Below are 17,618 nucleotides of genomic sequence, written 5' to 3' on the forward strand. Positions count from 1 at the left end.
ATACATACTCAAAATTTCTAACCCAGAAAGTTACATTCAAGTTACATTCTTGAAAATAGTTCTCTGACCGGAACCTTAAACAGAAACCAGTATGACACACAGGATAAACCCTGTTGTTAAGTGGTCTGTTGCTTACATATCCTGTTGTATTTGTGAAATGGTCTGTTGCATTACATATCCTGTTGCTTTACGTATAAAATTATAATACAATAAAATTCAGAAGTCAATTTTAGCATTAATTATAATAAATTAACAAAAAAATAAATTCCAATCCTTAATATACCATGGGCAATTAATACTATAACGTCAGGGTCTTTCTTAATTGATTTGTTTGCAACACTAAAAGGTTAGCTTAAATGTCGATTATTATAAATTTTTCATATGAAGTTTGCTTATGATAAAGATATTAAAAGAAAAGGGGGGGAATGGAATTGAATAAAAAAGAAATAGAACTGGTTAAAATATTACATAATAATAATGGTAAATTTATCTCCGGTGAAAATATAAGTGATACCCTTGGAGTTTCACGTACTGCCGTCTGGAAATATATAAAAAATCTGCGGAAAAAGGGTTATATTATAGAATCAGTTCCCAGGCGTGGTTATCATCTGGTTGAGGTTCCCGATAAAATTACAGTAACTGAAGTCCTCGCCGGCCTGAAAACAAACCTGATTGGTAAAGAGGTCAGGGTTTTTTCAAGTATAGATTCAACAAATAATAAAGCACGAGAACTGGCCAAAGGGGGTGCCAGTGGAGGAACAATTGTTATTGCTGAAGAACAGACAGGTGGCAAGGGGAGACTGGGGAGGAAATGGTATTCCCCACCATATACCGGTCTCTGGTTTTCTGTAATAGTCAGGCCCCATCTTCCTTCAAACAGGGCTCCATTTTTAACTATTATAACCTCACTGGTAGTTAAAAAAGCAATTAACAAACTGGGGATTGAAGTTTTAATAAAATGGCCCAATGATATTTTAATCAGGGGTAAAAAGGTCTGTGGTATTCTATCTGAGATTATGGCAACTCCTGATGTAATCAATACAGCTATAATCGGGATAGGTATTAATGTAAACCAGGATAGTTTTCCTTCAAAGATACCTCTGGCGACTTCTCTTAAACAGGTCTGTGGCCATAACGTAAACCGTATTGAACTACTTCAGGATATTTTAATGGAGTTTGAAAATTACTATAATAGACTTAAAGATGGATGTTATCGGGACCTGGTTACAGAGTGGAAAAATTCAATGGATATTCTGGGTAAAGAGGTTGATATAGTGGCCGGTAATGAGATTATTTCTGGTAAAGTGGTTTCAATATCCAGGAGAGGAGAACTGGTTTTAATAGACCCTGATGGGAATAAACATTTATTCTGGGCCGGGGATGTAACCCTCAGGCAAAAAGATTAAATAATTCATTTTTTGAGCAGGAAATTTTTTTTTAATGAAGAAATTTATATTTAGGACAGGCCGGTTAGACAGGTCAGACCTTTTGGATGGTCTTACATATTTACCGGTCTGAGAAGTTTAAAATACTAAGGGGGTAATACGGTGAAAAGGTCAAATCTAATTTTGACTATTTTAATTGTTGCTATTATTATTGCCGGTGCAGTTTATTATTTAAACCAGGGTGAAGAAGAACAGGCTGTCAAGGATACATTTAAAGTTGGCATGGTAACAGATGTCGGGGGTCTGGGTGACCAGTCCTTTAATGATGCTGCTTACCGTGGTTTGAAGAGAGCAGAGGAAGAACTGGGTATCGAAATAGAAGTCGTTGAGTCCAATGCCATGACAGATTATGTACCCAACCTGAGCAGTCTTGCTGAACAGGATTATGACATGGTCTGGGCTATTGGCTTTTTAATGATGGATGCCCTAAACCAGGTTGCCGAGATGTATCCTGATACTACCTTTGGTCTCGTTGACGCTGTGGTTGATAAGCCCAATGTAGCTTCTGTTACCTTTAAAGAAGAAGAAGGTTCTTTCCTTGTTGGATTAATTGCCGGTAAAATGACTGAAACCGGAAAGGTTGGTTATGTTGGTGGTATGGAAATGCCGTTAATCCAGAAATTCCAGGCTGGATATGAGGCCGGAGTAAAGGCTGCTAACCCTGATGCCGAAATTATGATTGGCTACACTGGAGCTTTTGATGATCCTGCTGCCGGTAAAGAACTGGCTCTTACCCAGTTTGGTCAGGGTGCCGATATCATTTATCACGCTTCTGGTGCCTGTGGTATCGGAGTTATTGAGGCTGCTGAAGAAAAAGGTCTGTATGCTATTGGTGTAGATTCACCCCAGGCCCACCTGGCTCCGGAAAATGTCCTGACCAGTATGGTAAAACGGGTTGATGTTGCTGTTTATAATGAGGTTAAATCTCTTTATGAAGGCAATTTCGAACCAGGTCATAAAATTTATGGGCTTGCTGAAAACGGTGTTGGCCCCAGTGAACATGCCAATGAAATGGTTCCTGAGGATGTAATGGAACTTGTAGAGGAATATAAAGAAAAGATTATTAACGGTGAATATACAGTACCAACTAAACCTGAAGATGTAGAATAATATCCCTGAATATCAAATATAATATATAGGTTTTGAAAAACAATAATATCAGGGGAGTTAAGGTAAAAATAAGGAAGGGGGAAGGATAAATGATATTGGCAATTGATGTCGGAAATACTAACACAGTGATGGGTATCTATAAAAAAGATAAATTGATTCAGCACTGGCGTATTTCCACTGATAAAAATAAAACACCTGATGAATATGGTATCTTGTTTTTGAATCTCTTTAATTCGGCCAATGTAAATTATAAAAGAATAGACGGAATTATACTTTCCAGTGTAGTTCCTCCTCTGGTAAGAATATTGAAGAAGATGACAACACGGTATTTTAATTTAGAACCACTGGTAGTAGGGCCCGGTATCAGGACCGGGATTAACTTAAAAATGGATAACCCCCGTGAGGTCGGGGCCGACCAGGTAGTAAATGCAGTGGCAGCTTATCATAAATATGGTGGTCCCTTAATTATAGTTGACTTTGGTACCGCAACTACCTTCTGTGCTGTATCTGAACGGGGGGAATACCTCGGCGGGGCTATTGCGCCCGGTATTGGGATTTCAGCTGAAGCTCTATATTCCTATGCTGCTAAATTGCCCCGGGTAGAATTTAAAACCCCCGGCCAGGCCATTGGAAAAAATACTGTTGCCGGGATGCAGTCTGGTATTATATATGGGTTTGTCGGGTTAGTTGAGGCCCTTGTTAAAAGGTTTAAAGATGAGCTTAAGGAAACTCCTGAAGTTATTGCTACCGGGGGTCTGGTTAGTTTAATTGCATCTGAAACAGATGAAATTGATAAAGTAGATCCCTTTTTAACCCTTGACGGACTCTACTATATTGCCAAAATAAACGGAATTGTGGAGTGAATAACTTATGAAGATCGGCAACCTGATTGTAGAAAACCCCATTATCCTGGCTCCAATGGCAGGTGTTACTGATTATCCTTTTCGTCAAATTTCCCGGGAAATGAACTGCCAGCTAATTTATACAGAAATGGTTAGTAGTAAGGGTTTAATATATGGTAATCGTAAGACCAGGGATTTAATGGATTTTGATAGAGGGAAAAAAGGACTTATCGGGATTCAGATTTTTGGGGGAGATCCTGAAACCATGGCCCGGGCAGCGGTACAGATAAAAAATCACTATAGACCGGATTTAATAGACATAAATATGGGTTGCCCAACCCCCAAGATAGTTAAAAATGGATCTGGAGCTGCATTAATGAAAGTTCCTGAGCGGGCCAAAAGAGTGATGGAGGCAGTAGCATCAGCTGTTGACATTCCGGTTACTGTTAAGATACGTATGGGGTGGGACCATAGCCATGTAAATGCTGTAGATATAGCTAAAATTGCCGAAGAGGTTGGATTGAAGGCGGTTGCTATTCACGGGAGAACCCGGGAGGATTTTTATAGGGGAGAAGCCAACTGGGATATAATCAGAGAGGTAAAAAGGGAAGTAACTATACCTGTTATTGGAAATGGGGATGTGTTTACCCCTGAAGATGCTAAAAAGATGATGGAAGAGACCGGATGTGATGGAGTTATGGTGGCCCGGGGGGTAAGAGGAAACCCCTGGCTTTTAAAGCGGGCATATTATTTAGTAAAAAAGGGGGAACATTTACCCGGTCCCACCTGGGAAGAAAGAATTAATATGGCTATAAAACACCTTGATATGGCAGTGGCTTATTATGGAGAAAAAGTTGCTATACCCAGGATGAGGAAACATATTGGCTGGTATCTTAAAGGGTTACCGGGTAACAGTGATATTAAAGACAGAGTAAACAAAATGAATTGCTACCAGGGGGTTAAAGAGGTCTTGATTAAATATAGAACAGAACTGGGTCAGAAAGAAAAGAATAATACTTTTATTCCTTGATCATCTCTAGAATCATGTCACCGGCTTCATCCATAGCATGGGCCCCCAGTAGGAGAATTATATCATCGGGTGTAACCTTATCCAGAACATTTTTTAAGGCAGGTTTTAATTGATCGAGATGGCTATATTTAATATTGTTTTTGTCCAGGGCCTGCAGGAAAACTTTTTCTTCCTCAGGGCTAACCTTATCAATTGGTTTAACAACATCATTACAGTTTGTGGTTAACAAATAGTAATTGTGAAATTTTTTAAGCCACTTTCCTATTGTTTCTGCATTTCCTTTATTGATCTGGGCTCCTCTGTTTCCTCTGATAGCATTAACAATTAATAGATTTTTATATTTGAGCTGGCTTACTGTTTTAAAAACTGCTCCATAGCTACCGGGATTATGGGCACAGTCATCTATAATTGCAAAATCTTTGTTGTAAATCACCTGGAATCTCCGCCAGATTCCCCTGAACTGGCCAAAAAAGTCCTGGATTTTTTCAGGTGTTAAACCATAATAGAGGCCAATTGTTATAGCTACCAGGGCATTATAAATGTTATGTTCTCCAGGTATTTTAAGATTAATAGGGACCTTCATCGGTCCTATTTTATTACCCTGGCTGGTTTTTATTGATTTATTTAGTGAGTAAACAAAGTCAGTAGTAATTCCGCTGTAATTAATATTTTCTGCTGTAATATCTGTATTTGTGGTAATCCCATACCCAATTTGATTTTTAGCGATATTACCAAAAGAACTTAAATAATGGTCATCATTATTTAATAAAACAAGGGTATGGGGGTTTTTATCTTCCAGAAAGGATTTTTTTACCTGGACATAATCAGAGAAGTCTGAATGAAGGTCAAAATGGTCGACTGTAATGTTAGTACCAACTTTTATTGCAAATTGACTACCGGTAATCCTCTTTAATTTGATACCATGGGAGGAGACTTCCATACAGGCATAATTAAGATTGTGTTTTACCATTTCATCAAGATATTTTTGTAGGGTAACCGGTTCAGGTGTTGTTAAGTTTCCGGGTATTGTTCTCTTACCGGTATCGACTTTTACTGTACCTATTAGCCCTGAATTTTTACCTTTATAGTTAAGTAAATGATAAATCAGGTGGGTGGTTGTTGTTTTCCCGTTTGTTCCGGTAACACCTATCAGTTTTAATTTGCGGGATGGGTAATTATAAAATTCAGCTGCCAGCTTTCCCAGTATAGAGCGACTATCTTTAACCCGGACGATGGGAATACCACTCCGGGATTTTATTTCCTTTTCCGTGAATATGACACTGGCCCCTTTATTAATAGCTTCTTCAATAAAATTATGTCCATCATTTTTGAACCCCGTTATGGCTACAAAAGCATATCCCGGTTTTACTTCTCTTGAATCACAGGTTATATCTGTAAAGGCAGGGAGGTCTTCCTTTCTTTCCATTACCATTGCCATTAACCCCCAGCATCTATTTTATAAGTAAGTAAAATTTTTTTAAAAGAGTTTACTTCTTACTATAAGACTATTTCGCTTTCTTTATTATTATAACATATTAATAGCTATCTGATACAATTTCTTGCTTCAGGGCCTGTCTATTTTTTATTTTAATAAATTTTTATTATATTAAACCTACATATAACATTATTTTCCTTGACAAATATAGTTAAAGTGTTAAAATAATATTGTATACAGTTTTGTGCACAGGAGATGGTTGGATTGGATTTCTTCCGGGTTGGGGATAAGGTTATATATAAAAAGAAAATAGAAAGAACAATAACCAAAATTTTGAAGATGAGGGAAAAGGGGTTGTCCCAGTCAAAAGTAGCCGGGGAGATTAACGTTGAAAGGAGTTTTATTTCCCGGCTGGAAAGTATCGGTGAAGTAAGAAAGGGAGAAAAAATAGCCCTGATAGGCTTTCCTATTGCCAATAAACAGGAAATAACTGAAATTGCTAAAAAAAATGGTGTCGAGTTTATTTTGCTTTTAACCGAAGAAGAAAGATGGGATTTTATAAAAAATAAGAGTAGTCTTGAAATATTTAATTTGCTTATGGAGATTTTAACCAGACTTAAGGAATTTGATTTATTAATATTCCTGGGTTCCGATATGCGCCTGGATCTGGTTGACAAACTTATGGATGGTAAAATAGTAGGGATTGAGCTGGGTAATTCTCCCCTGAAAGAAAATATATATGTTGATCCGGACCGGATCGAAGAGATAATTAAAAATTTTTCTATTGATGATTAAATATACTTTTAATTTTATAAGGGGAAATAATGACTTATACCTGAGTACATAATAATAGTTTTTCACAAAGGAGTTGATATAATGAAAAAGGTTTTAAGTATTAGCCTTGGTTCCAGCAAACGTGACCATCGGGTAGAGACCGATATTCTGGGAGAAAAATTTATTATTGAACGTAAAGGAACTGATGGGGATAAAAAGAAGGCTGCCAGATTATTTGCAGAATATGATGGTAAGTATGATGCCTTCGGAATGGGTGGTATTGACCTTTACATATATTCAGGTAAAAATAGATATGCTTTCAGGGATGCCAGGAAACTAATTAAAGATGTCAAAAAAACACCGACCGTTGACGGTAGTGGATTAAAGAATTCACTGGAAAGAAAAGTAGTAAGATATCTGTATAATGAAATGGGTCTTGATTTTGAGGGCAAAAATGTGCTGATGGTTTCAGCAATGGACAGGTTTGGGATGGCTGAAACCTTCAATGAACTGGGGGCCAATATTGTATTCGGTGATTTAATTTTTTGCCTGGGGGTTCCTGTTTCCATAAAATCTTTAAAAACCCTTGATATTTTAGCCAGGGTTGTAGCTCCGGTAGTTACTATGCTTCCCTTTGAACTGGTTTATCCGACCGGGGATAAACAAAATAGTGGTGTTAATAAAAAGAAATACTGGAAGTATTATAACCGGGCAGATATTATAGCAGGTGATTTTCATTATATTAAAAGATACATGCCAGAAAGGCTTGATAACAAAATAATTATTACCAATACAGTTACCCGGGAAAATATTGAAGAACTAAAAAGAAAAGGAGTGGCAATGCTGGTAACGACAACTCCCAATTTAAATGGTCGTTCCTTTGGTACCAATGTAATGGAAGGTGTTTTAGTGGCCCTTTCCGGTAAACAACCTGATGAAATGACTACTTCAGATTACCTTGAGTTACTTGATAAAATTGGTTTTAAACCGACTGTTTTTAATTTTAAAGAAGATCAATAGAGGAGGTTTACAAATGAATAAGTTTGCTTTTATAATTCACCCCCTTGAACTGGATGATGTTGCCCGGAAGTTTAGCTGGGCTTCTAAAGTTCCCGATTACATAGTTGAGAAATTTGTCAGGACTTTACCGGCCATTAAGGCTTCTCATATAACCGGTATCAGGTCAAAAACAGGCAAAGAGGTGGAAGGGTATTTTGTTGTCTGCCCCTTGACATCTGAACAAATGCTTAAATTACCGGCAGATAAGGTTATTAAAAAGATAATTAAAGCCGGCAAAAAAGCCGAGAAACTGGGTGCCCAGATTATTGGTCTCGGGGCTTTCACATCAGTGGTTGGTGATAAAGGAATTACAGTTGCAAAGGCCCTGGATGTTCCGGTTACTACTGGTAACAGCTATACTGTAGCTACTGCCATAGAAGGCACCAAGCTTGCGGCCCGCAAAATGGGACATGATATTAAAAAGGCGAGAGTTACTGTGGTAGGAGCCACCGGTTCCATCGGCAGGGCTGTAAGTTTAATACTGGGGGAGGATATTAAACACCTGAGCCTGGTAGCCCGGGATGAGAAGAAATTGTCAGCCCTCCAGGAAGAAGTACTGGAAGTAAATCCTGAATTAGATGTCTCCTATTCAACAGATGTATCAGAAGCTGTCAGGGAGTCCCAGATTGTTATCAGTGCTTCCGGTGCCGTTAAGGCCTTAATAGATGCTGATGATTTACAACCGGGAACAGTAGTATGTGATGTAGCCCGTCCCCGTGATGTAGCTGAAAGGGTAGGACGGGAACGGGACGATGTTCTAGTAATTGAGGGTGGAATTGTTGAAGTTCCGGGACCCGTTAACTTTAATTTTAATTTTGGTTATCCTCCTAAAACTTCATATGCCTGTATGGCTGAAACCATGATTTTGACCCTGGAAGAGAGATTTGAAAACTATAGCCTCGGGCCTGTTCTGGAACTGAAAAAGGTTAAAGAATCACTTAAACTGGCTAAAAAACATGGTTTCAAACTGGCTGGATTGAGGAGTTTTGAACGGCCACTTTCTGAAAAGCAAATTGCTTTAATAAGGGAGAACGCGGAGGAGAAAATGAGTGCAGTATTTTAGTAGATTTTAGTGGTTACGGCTCCTTGACAAAAAAATGCTGTTAACTTATAATAATTAATAATTGGAATAAATATATTAGTGTCAATGATAATTTCTGGTTATCTTGACACTAATTTTTTAGTTATCAAATTTTTAGCAAAGGGGTTAGGGATATTATGGCAAACGAAGTTTTATTGACCCAGGAAGGTTATGAAAAATTGGAGAAGGAACTTGATTATCTGGTTAATGTCAAGCGGCGTCAGGTTGCCAAACGTATTAAGGTTGCCAGGGAGTTCGGTGACATCGGTGAGAATTCCGAGTATGATGATGCCAAAAACGAGCAGGCCTTCATTGAAGGTAGGATCAAGGAAATAGAAAATATGCTGAGAAATGCCAGAATTATAAAAGATGAAGAAGTAACAGGGGATACAGTTAACCTGGGAACTACTGTTAAATTAAAGGATAGATCAACCGATGAGGTTTTCTCATATACAATTGTTGGTTCAGCTGAAGCTGATCCTCTTAACTTTAAAATATCAAACGAATCACCTATTGGGAAAGCTATAATTGGACATAAAATTGGTGATGTTGTAAAAGTTGAAGTACCTTCTGGTATTATGGAATATGAGATTCTTGCTATTGAAAAAACAAAAAAAACATGATGAATTGAGGGGGTAAAAATGACTGAAGGAAATATTGAAGATTTCAATGAATTAATTGCACAGAGGCTGGAAAATAAAAAGGAACTTGAAAAAAATGGTATAAAAACCTATGGAGAAAAATACCCTGTTTCCAATCATGCCAGAGAAATAGAAGATAATTTTGAAGAATTTGAAGGGAAAAAAGTATCTCTGTCCGGTAGGATTATGGCCAAGAGGACCCATGGAAAGGCTTCATTTGCTGATATTCAGGATGTGACCGGGAAAATCCAACTCTATGTTAAAGTTGATATTGTTGGTGAAAAAGAGTATGAATTGTTTACCGGCCTGGATATAGGCGATATTATCGGGGTTACCGGCGAAGTATTCAAGACCAGGCGGGGACAAATTTCAGTCAAGGTACATAGTTTTCGCCTGTTGACTAAGTCTTTGCGTCCTTTACCTGAAAAATGGCACGGGTTAAGGGATAAGGAATTAAGGTATCGTCAGCGGTATCTTGATCTTATCGTAAATCCTGAAGTCCGTAAAACTTTTATTACCAGGAGTAAAATCATCCGGGAAATTAGAAAATATTTAGAAGATAAGGGCTTCCTTGAGGTTGAAACCCCCATGATGCATCCTATTGCCGGGGGTGCCAATGCCCGACCTTTTATTACCCACCACAATGCACTGGATATAGATTTATACCTGAGGATAGCACCTGAACTGTATCTGAAAAGGTTAATTGTTGGTGGTTTTGAAAGGGTCTTTGAAATTAATAGAAATTTCCGTAATGAGGGTATGTCCTATAAACATAACCCTGAATTCACCATGCTCGAACTTTATCAGGCCCAGGCAGACTACCATGATATGATGGATTTGACAGAAGACCTGATTTATAATGTAGCCAAAAAGGTTCTGGGGACTACTAAAATAAGTTACCAGGGGCAGGAAATTGACCTGACTCCTCCCTGGAACCGGGTAACCATGGTTGAGGCTGTGAAGGAGCATACCGGGGTGGATTTTAATGAAATAAAAAGTGATGAAGAAGCCCGGAAAGCTGCTGAGGGTCTTGGAATTGAGCTTGAAGGAAAACCAAGCCGGGGTAAGGTTCTAAATGAAATTTTTGAAGAAAAGGTAGAAGATAAGCTTGTTCAGCCTACCTTTATTATGGATTACCCAATTGAAGTTTCACCTCTTGCTAAAAGGAAAGATGATAATCCTGACTTTACTTATAGATTTGAGGCTTTTATTAATTCCTGGGAGATTGCCAATGCCTTTTCAGAATTAAATAATCCGATAGATCAGAGAGAAAGGTTTGAGGAGCAGGTAAAACAGAGGGCCCAGGGTGATGATGAAGCTCAGATGATGGATGAAGATTATGTCCGGGCTCTGGAGTATGGTATGCCTCCAACCGGAGGACTCGGTATTGGAATTGACCGGTTAATTATGGTGTTAACCGATTCTCCTTCAATCAGGGATGTTATCCTGTTCCCTACCATGAGACCAGAAAAATAAATAATTGTAAGGTTATAAGCCAGAGGGGGTAGCCCCTTTGGCTTTTTAATTAACAAATTATTTATTAATTAAAGAAAATTATTCAGTCAGGAGGGAATGACAATGTTTAAAGAATTCCATGTAAAAACAACAGGGAGGGTTCAATTAATTGATATCACAGATAAAGTCAGGGACTGTCTCAACGAAGCAGGAATAGAAAATGGTATATTAACGGTTTTTACTCCCCATACCACTGCTGCTATAACCATAAATGAAAATGCTGATCCCGATGTAAAAAGAGATATTATTTCTGAAATAAATAAAGTAATTCCCTTTGATGATAATTATAAGCACCTGGAAGGAAATTCTGCTGCTCATATAAAAAGCAGTCTGTTTGGTGTTAGTGAGAGCATTATTATAAACAACAAGAGGATGAGACTGGGGCGCTGGCAGGGTATTTATTTCTGTGAGTTTGATGGTCCCCGCCGGCGAAAAGTATATGTCCAGATTATTGGTAAATAAAGATGGAAAAAGAAACCGACAGGAAATATTGCTTATTTCAAACAAAATTAATACTTGACAGAAAATTATATAATGTTTATAATAGTATTACAGACTTTCTTTTTCATCTTGAAAAAGTTATTATTTTTTTAAAGTAATTATTTTTTACATACTTATTACGGACGACAAAAAAAGTTTCCGGTGATAAAATCGGGGTGAGATTTATGCAAAGAGGTAATATGAAATTAATGAAAAAGATAAACAGGGCCTTAATTATTCAGACCTTAAGTCAGCAGGGCCCCCTTTCGCGAGCAGATTTAACTAAAATTACTGATTTAAGTCCGACAACAATATCATCAATTACAGAAGAACTAATTCAGGAAGGCCTTATAGTGGAAGTAGGAGAAGGAGAATCAAAAGGGGGACGTCGTCCTATCCTCCTTGATATAAATCCAGAAGATTTTTATATTTTGAGTGTTAATATAGCTGTTGATGTTATGTATGTTTATTTATTTAATCTTAAATTCCAGGTTATAAATAGTGTTCATGACTTAATAAAAAAACCGGTCAGCCCAAATCTGGATTCGCAGCTTAAAGAGTTGGTCCAGAAAGTAGTTGAAAATAGCAATATAGGTAAAAAAAATGTTGTGGGCATGGGTATTGGGGCCACAGGGATAATTAATAAAGAAAAAGGTTTAATAACCTATTCAGCCAGTCTGGGAATAAGTGACTATCCCCTGCTTGATAAAGTAAAGCGAGAATATGATTTCCCCATCTTGCTCGAAAATGATACCAATCTGGCTGCCCTGGGAGAGAAAAAATTTGGTTGTGGCCGTCAATTAACTAACTTTTTTTACATAATGATAGGTTCTGCTATTGGTGGTGGCATAATTATTGATAACGAGATTTACCGGGGCAAGTTTGGAGGGGCCGGTGAATTTGGCCACATTACTGTAGAGAAAGATGGCCCCCTTTGTGAATGTGGTAATCAAGGGTGCTTAAATGCAGTTTTGACTCCTTATATAACTGTAAGGAGCAGGGAAGAGTTTCGTAAATCCTTTCAGGAGATTATTAAAGACGACAACTTTGATTCTTGTCGGTACCATGAGTTTTGTGAGTATCTGGCTATGGCTATAACCAATTATACTAAACTTTTTGATCCTGAAGCCATTGTACTGGGGGGAGAGATTGCCAGAATTGCCCCTGAGAGATTTTATATTGACCTGGAGAAATATATAAAGAGGATGTCCCTTAAGGGTATGAATAGTAAGATCCCGGTTTTACCTTCCAGTATTCGGACAAATGCAGTAGTTCTTGGTGGGGCCTGTCTCTGTTTTGATAATCTTTATAATAATGTTTAAGGTACTATTAACCGGGTACTTCAATTTCCTTTTGGAAGGTTGGTCCAGTTCCATAATAAAATGGCTTATGGTTGTAATAGACTTTAAAGGGGGTGAAGAGACTTTTAAAAATATTCAAAATTAACTGTCAGCAATTAGTTTAGCAGGTGCCGGCTCTAAACAAAAAAACGGGAGGGTTATTGATATGTCAAAACGTATCATTTCTATTTTAACAGTTGGCTTGTTATTAGTGGCAATGTTAACTGGAACGGTAATGGCCGGGAAAGTTAAATTACGCTTTTTGCAGCCCGGGGGAAATTTATATAAGCAGAGTGTTGAGTTTGCCAAGGAGTATATGAAACTACACCCCAATGTAGAGATAGAAGTAATTGAGGTTGGCTGGAGTGATGCCTATTCCAAGATAATGACCATGGTGGCCGCCGGAAATGCCCCGGATATTATGTATATTGGAACCAGGTGGATACCGGCTTTGGCCCAGATGAATGCTATTCAGCCCCTTGATAAATTTATCAGTGAAGAGAAGAAGGACCTGTATTTTGATTCTCTGTTAAAAGGTACCTATTACCAGGGAAAACTCTATGCTTTACCACGCTCTTTTTCTACAAAAGCCTTAATTTACCGGACTGATTTAATCCCGGAACCACCTGAAACCTGGGATGAGCTGGTTGAGGTTGCCAAAAGGGTTCAAAAGGAACATGAAGGTATATATGGTTTTGGAATAGCAGGAGCAAAACATGTTTCTACCACTACCCAGTTTTTTAATTATGTCTATCAGAATGGTGGCTCAATCTTCGATAGTGAGGGAAATATTTTGCTCGATAGTCCCCAGTCAGTTAAGGCCCTTCAGTTTTATGTAGATCTTTATCGTAAACATAAAGTGGTTCCCAATCCTATTGAATATAACCGTGAAGAACTACCGAACCTCTTTAAGACCGGGAAAATAGCCATGTTTGTCTGTGGTCCCTGGGCCAAACCAATGATTGGACTTGATCCTGATAATGAAAAAGTACCTTATGCCAGTGCTCCCCTGCCCCGGGGAAGGTATATGGCAACTACCCTTGTTTCTGATTCCCTGGTATTATCTTCCCAGAGTGAACATATTGATGAAGCCTGGAAGTACTTAAACTGGATAACCAGCCTGGAGAACCAGAAAAAACATGACCTTATTAATGGAATGGCTCCGGCTATGGAAAAAGAACTTGAAGACCCGGCATTTACAGAGGATCCTTTTTTCAAAACATATGTTGATATGATTCCTAAAGGTCAGCCCCAGCCTCTACCTCTGGCCTGGGAACCTTTCCAGGATGTAATCACCGGGGCTATTCAAAAGGCTTTACTCGGAATGGCAACACCTGAAGAAGCCCTAAAGGAAGCAGTTACCAGGATTGAAGCTGAAAATCTGGCACCGGTTAAACACTAATAACTTTTAGAATAAATGGTGATAGTCTCCGGAAACTCTCTATAATCATGTCTTAGATTAATATTATGTCTTTGATATATGTCTTTGATATGGCCGGTAGCTTTACTGTTGCCGGCCTTTTCAGGAGGTGACCAAAATTAAGTCGGGATACCGTTTTCGCAAACAATTATTTCCTTATTTGCTTCTTTTACCGGCAGGACTTTTCATTATCTTTGTAATAGCTTATCCGGTATTAATGTCTTTCCGCAATTCTTTTTTTCACGAAATATTAATCAGACCCTGGGAAGGGACAAAGTTTGTAGCTTTCAGTAACTATTTCAAATTATTATCTTCGGGGGATTTCTGGTCATCTTTTTCCCGGACCATTGGCTGGACAGTATCTTCGGTAATTGGTAAAACCGTGATTGGTTTGATTATTGCCCTATTATTGAATAAAAAATTCAGGGGACGTGGCATTTACCGGACTCTGATACTGGTTCCCTGGGTAACACCACAGGTTATCGGGGCAATAGTCTGGAAGTGGATTTATAATGGTGAATACGGTATGCTAAATTATGTTCTTATTAAACTGGGGTTTTTAGAGCAGGGTCATTCCTGGCTGGGAAATCCGGATACAGCTTTTCTATCATGTTTAATAGATGATATCTGGGTAGGTATTCCCTTTATGTCCATTGTTTTTTTAGCAGGCTTACAGGCTATTCCCCAGGAAATGTATGAAGCAGCCCAGGTGGATGGAGCCGGTAAGTTAAAGCAGTTGTTTTTTATTACCTTACCCCAGTTGAAACCGGTCTTTTTAACGGCAACAATTCTATCAACAATCTGGACTTTTAATTCCTTTAATATAATCTGGACCCTGACCCGGGGGGGACCGGTAAATGCTACTGAAATACTTGTTGTTAAAACCTATAAAACAGCTTTTCAAAAGTTTAACATTGGACTGGGTTCTACCTATGCCGTTATTATCTTTATTATTCTTATGATTTTCAGTATAACTTACTGGAGGAGGTTTAATGATGAACTCTAGAGTCTGGGAAAGGGTAGACCGGGTAATTACCCATTTTTTACTTATATTATTATTAGGTATTTTATTATTTCCAGCCCTTATTATGATTTCAACTGCCCTCAAGACATTTGACGGTGTTTTTACCTGGCCACCTACTCTGTTTCCCCGTATAATACAGTGGAGTAATTTTTCCCGGGTTTTATTTGGTAAGTATCAGTTTTATCAGTATTTTATAAACAGTTTTATTGTGGCCGGAGTTACAAGTCTGGTCTGTATTTTACTGGGATTACCTGCTTCATATGCTTTTTCCCGGTTCAGATTTTATGGGAAAAAATTATTTCTCTTTGCCATACTGGCCACCCAGATGTTTTCACCGGTTATTTTAATTATACCTTTATATAAGGTAATGAAGTCAGCAGGCCTTATGGATACCTACTTTGCTTTAATTATAGCCAATACTGCCTTTGCTCTACCCATGAGCATCTGGCTTTTGACAGGTTATTTGCAGTCTATTCCCGTTTCCCTGGAAGAGGCAGCCATGATAGATGGGACTTCAAGGATTGGTGCTTTATTTAAAATTATTTTACCATTAGCTGCCCCGGGGATTATAACATCAGGTATTTATGCCTTTATCCTGGCCTGGAATGATTTAATCTTTGCCCTGACCTTTATTACCAAACAGGGGATGAGACCAATAACCCTGGCCCTGACGGATTTTGCCGGTAAAAACGTAATTTACTGGAATGATATGATGGCTGCAGCAGTCCTGTCAGTATTACCGGTAGCTTTTTTGTTTTCCCTTGTGCAGAAATACCTTGTTCAGGGTTTAACAGCAGGTTCTGTTAAGGGGTAAAACCATGGTATATTTTTTTAAAGTAAGTCGATCTTTTATATGGAGCTTTCAACTAAAAAGGACTTAAAGGAAGTTTATTTGTCAATTAATAATTTAATAAAAGGGGTTGATTGTGGTGAGTGAACCAGTTACGGTAGCCGTACTGGGGGCCGGTAATAGAGGGAGAGAAGCTTATGGTGAATATATTCTCCGTCATCCAGAAGAGATAAGGGTGGTTGCTGTAGCCGAACCCGATAAAGATAAAAGAAGTCTTTTCTCGAAGGAACATAATATCCCTGAAGAAAATCAATTTTCATCATGGGAGGAGCTATTATCCCGGGAACGCCTGGCAGATGGGATTATTATTGCAACTCTTGATAAGATGCATATAGAACCGACCAGGAAAGCTTTAAAAAGGGGATATGATATCCTCCTGGAAAAACCAATTGCCCCTACTCTTCAGGAGACTATTAGTATTGCTAGAGAGGCTCAGAAATATTCAAATAATATTCTGGTGGCCCATGTCCTGAGATATACAAACTTTTACAGGGGACTAAAAGAGATTCTAAAAAAAGGTATAATCGGAAAAATAAGATTTGTTGATCATATTGAGAATATAGGGTTTTACCATTTTGCCCATAGTTATGTAAGGGGAAACTGGCGGAATACAGAAGTTGCTGCTCCTATAATACTGGCAAAAAGCTGTCATGATATGGATATCCTGTACTGGCTGTTAGAGAAAAAGTGCAAAAACTTATCTTCCCATGCCTCTCTCGAATACTTTACTGAAAAAAATCAACCCGAGGGAGCCAGTGACCGCTGTCTATACTGTGGTGTCGAAGAAGACTGCCCCTATTCAGCCCGCAAGATATATCTTAATGAAAATACAGGATGGCCGGCATCAGTAATTACAACCGACCTTTCTTATGAAGGAAGGTATAAAGCTCTTAAAGAAGGTCCTTACGGCCGTTGTGTATTTAAGTGTGATAATAATGTACCTGAAGTTCAAACAGTACGAATGCTTTTTGAAGATGATATTGAAGTGAATTTTGCTCTGACTGCCTTTTCTAATGAAATTACCAGAACAACTAACATTTACGGTAGTAAAGGTGAAATCAGGGCTGATTTTGAAAACGGAGTTATAGAAATATATGAATTTGGCCGGCATAAAAGTGTAATGACAATTAATAAAGATACAGGAGGTCATGGGGGAGGAGATACCGGCTTAATGAAACATTTTGTAAAAGTTCTAAGAGGAGAATTAAAGACAGAAGGTTTGACCTCCCTTAGTGCTTCTATTGAAAGCCATATTATGGCTTTTGCCGCAGAAAAGGCCAGGGACAGAAAATCAGTAATTTCTCTGGATGAGTTAAAAAATGATATTATCAATAAGTAAAAATAATTATTAAAAATGGTAGTATTAAATGGTGAATTTGAAGTGGTATGTCAACATAGTGAATTAAATAGTTACTGTTAAATAGCCGCTTGAATATAGCTGTTGAGGCGATGCTTTACGGAGTGAAAGCCGTGGAACATCGCCCTCAAATTATTTTTAATAGTTCTTCTCTAAAAAATTTTATTTTACCTCTTGACAAGGGAAACTTACCGTGGTAATATATAAAACGTCGC

General features: G+C 38.2%; 16 protein-coding genes. 15 read left to right on the top strand and 1 reads right to left on the bottom strand.

Annotated elements, in window-relative coordinates; translation table 11 throughout:
- Positions 1-431: 431 nt before the first annotated feature.
- The 4 genes from HORE_RS00415 (at position 432) to dusB (ending at position 4,427) form a co-directional block, all read left to right on the top strand.
- Positions 432-1,406: a biotin--[acetyl-CoA-carboxylase] ligase gene (locus tag HORE_RS00415; protein ID WP_050748582.1), complete on the top strand. Its 975-nt coding sequence runs from the start codon at positions 432-434 to the stop codon at positions 1,404-1,406.
- A gap of 141 nt (positions 1,407-1,547) precedes the next feature.
- The gene (locus HORE_RS00420) at positions 1,548-2,555 is read left to right on the top strand and encodes a BMP family lipoprotein (RefSeq protein WP_012635027.1); all 1,008 of its coding nucleotides are present in this window, start codon (positions 1,548-1,550) and stop codon (positions 2,553-2,555) included.
- An 89-nt stretch (positions 2,556-2,644) separates the two neighbouring features.
- Entirely contained in the window at positions 2,645-3,418 is a 774-nt protein-coding gene (locus HORE_RS00425; RefSeq protein WP_012635028.1) for a type III pantothenate kinase, read from the top strand.
- Positions 3,419-3,425: 7 nt separating this feature from the next.
- Positions 3,426-4,427: a tRNA dihydrouridine synthase DusB gene (gene dusB / locus HORE_RS00430; protein WP_012635029.1), complete on the top strand. Its 1,002-nt coding sequence runs from the start codon at positions 3,426-3,428 to the stop codon at positions 4,425-4,427.
- On the opposite strand, the gene HORE_RS00435 is transcribed toward dusB, so the two are convergent.
- Positions 4,417-5,859, bottom strand: coding sequence for a Mur ligase family protein (locus HORE_RS00435; RefSeq protein WP_012635030.1), 1,443 nt, complete (start codon positions 5,857-5,859; stop codon positions 4,417-4,419). The two genes, dusB and HORE_RS00435, sit on opposite strands and share 11 nt — an antisense overlap.
- Before the next feature lie 258 nt (positions 5,860-6,117).
- Here HORE_RS00435 and HORE_RS00440 point away from each other — a divergent pair, with 258 nt between their 5' ends.
- The 11 genes from HORE_RS00440 (at position 6,118) to HORE_RS00490 (ending at position 17,385) form a co-directional block, all read left to right on the top strand.
- A complete protein-coding gene (locus tag HORE_RS00440) occupies positions 6,118-6,657 on the top strand; it encodes a transcriptional regulator (protein WP_041605695.1) in 540 nt (179 codons plus the stop codon).
- Between the two features lie 81 nt (positions 6,658-6,738).
- Positions 6,739-7,656, top strand: coding sequence for a hypothetical protein (locus HORE_RS00445; RefSeq protein WP_012635032.1), 918 nt, complete (start codon positions 6,739-6,741; stop codon positions 7,654-7,656).
- A 13-nt stretch (positions 7,657-7,669) separates the two neighbouring features.
- Positions 7,670-8,758, top strand: coding sequence for an NAD(P)H-binding protein (locus HORE_RS00450; protein ID WP_012635033.1), 1,089 nt, complete (start codon positions 7,670-7,672; stop codon positions 8,756-8,758).
- A 155-nt stretch (positions 8,759-8,913) separates the two neighbouring features.
- The gene (gene greA, locus HORE_RS00455; RefSeq protein WP_012635034.1) at positions 8,914-9,399 is read left to right on the top strand and encodes a transcription elongation factor GreA; all 486 of its coding nucleotides are present in this window, start codon (positions 8,914-8,916) and stop codon (positions 9,397-9,399) included.
- A gap of 18 nt (positions 9,400-9,417) precedes the next feature.
- On the top strand, positions 9,418-10,893 hold the full coding sequence (lysS, locus tag HORE_RS00460; RefSeq protein WP_012635035.1) for a lysine--tRNA ligase: 1,476 nt from the start codon (positions 9,418-9,420) through the stop codon (positions 10,891-10,893).
- A 102-nt stretch (positions 10,894-10,995) separates the two neighbouring features.
- Positions 10,996-11,394, top strand: a complete 399-nt coding sequence (locus HORE_RS00465) for a secondary thiamine-phosphate synthase enzyme YjbQ (protein WP_012635036.1) — start codon at positions 10,996-10,998, stop codon at positions 11,392-11,394.
- A 218-nt stretch (positions 11,395-11,612) separates the two neighbouring features.
- A complete protein-coding gene (locus HORE_RS00470) occupies positions 11,613-12,734 on the top strand; it encodes an ROK family transcriptional regulator (protein ID WP_041605697.1) in 1,122 nt (373 codons plus the stop codon).
- Positions 12,735-12,918: 184 nt separating this feature from the next.
- Positions 12,919-14,154 (top strand): ABC transporter substrate-binding protein, encoded by a 1,236-nt coding sequence (locus tag HORE_RS00475; protein WP_012635038.1) that lies wholly within the window; start codon positions 12,919-12,921, stop codon positions 14,152-14,154.
- Positions 14,155-14,281: 127 nt separating this feature from the next.
- Positions 14,282-15,178, top strand: coding sequence for a carbohydrate ABC transporter permease (locus tag HORE_RS00480; protein WP_041605698.1), 897 nt, complete (start codon positions 14,282-14,284; stop codon positions 15,176-15,178).
- On the top strand, positions 15,165-16,010 hold the full coding sequence (locus HORE_RS00485; RefSeq protein ID WP_041605699.1) for a carbohydrate ABC transporter permease: 846 nt from the start codon (positions 15,165-15,167) through the stop codon (positions 16,008-16,010). The genes HORE_RS00480 and HORE_RS00485 overlap by 14 nt, the downstream gene beginning before the upstream one ends.
- A gap of 115 nt (positions 16,011-16,125) precedes the next feature.
- Positions 16,126-17,385 (top strand): Gfo/Idh/MocA family protein, encoded by a 1,260-nt coding sequence (locus HORE_RS00490; protein WP_143710007.1) that lies wholly within the window; start codon positions 16,126-16,128, stop codon positions 17,383-17,385.
- Positions 17,386-17,618 lie beyond the last annotated feature (233 nt).

The organism is Halothermothrix orenii H 168, assembly GCF_000020485.1.
Taxonomy (GTDB): Bacteria; Bacillota; Halanaerobiia; order Halanaerobiales; family Halothermotrichaceae; genus Halothermothrix; species Halothermothrix orenii.

Bases quoted from the DNA above. Each gene is read 5' to 3' on its own strand.
- HORE_RS00425 (WP_012635028.1), top strand. From the start codon at position 2,645: ATGATATTGGCAATTGATGTCGGAAATACTAACACAGTGATGGGTATC.
- dusB (WP_012635029.1), top strand. From the start codon at position 3,426: ATGAAGATCGGCAACCTGATTGTAGAAAACCCCATTATCCTGGCTCCA.
- HORE_RS00435 (WP_012635030.1), bottom strand. From the start codon at position 5,859: ATGGTAATGGAAAGAAAGGAAGACCTCCCTGCCTTTACAGATATAACC.
- HORE_RS00440 (WP_041605695.1), top strand. From the start codon at position 6,118: ATGGTTGGATTGGATTTCTTCCGGGTTGGGGATAAGGTTATATATAAA.
- HORE_RS00445 (WP_012635032.1), top strand. From the start codon at position 6,739: ATGAAAAAGGTTTTAAGTATTAGCCTTGGTTCCAGCAAACGTGACCAT.
- HORE_RS00450 (WP_012635033.1), top strand. From the start codon at position 7,670: ATGAATAAGTTTGCTTTTATAATTCACCCCCTTGAACTGGATGATGTT.
- greA (WP_012635034.1), top strand. From the start codon at position 8,914: ATGGCAAACGAAGTTTTATTGACCCAGGAAGGTTATGAAAAATTGGAG.
- lysS (WP_012635035.1), top strand. From the start codon at position 9,418: ATGACTGAAGGAAATATTGAAGATTTCAATGAATTAATTGCACAGAGG.
- HORE_RS00465 (WP_012635036.1), top strand. From the start codon at position 10,996: ATGTTTAAAGAATTCCATGTAAAAACAACAGGGAGGGTTCAATTAATT.
- HORE_RS00470 (WP_041605697.1), top strand. From the start codon at position 11,613: ATGAAATTAATGAAAAAGATAAACAGGGCCTTAATTATTCAGACCTTA.
- HORE_RS00475 (WP_012635038.1), top strand. From the start codon at position 12,919: ATGTCAAAACGTATCATTTCTATTTTAACAGTTGGCTTGTTATTAGTG.
- HORE_RS00485 (WP_041605699.1), top strand. From the start codon at position 15,165: ATGATGAACTCTAGAGTCTGGGAAAGGGTAGACCGGGTAATTACCCAT.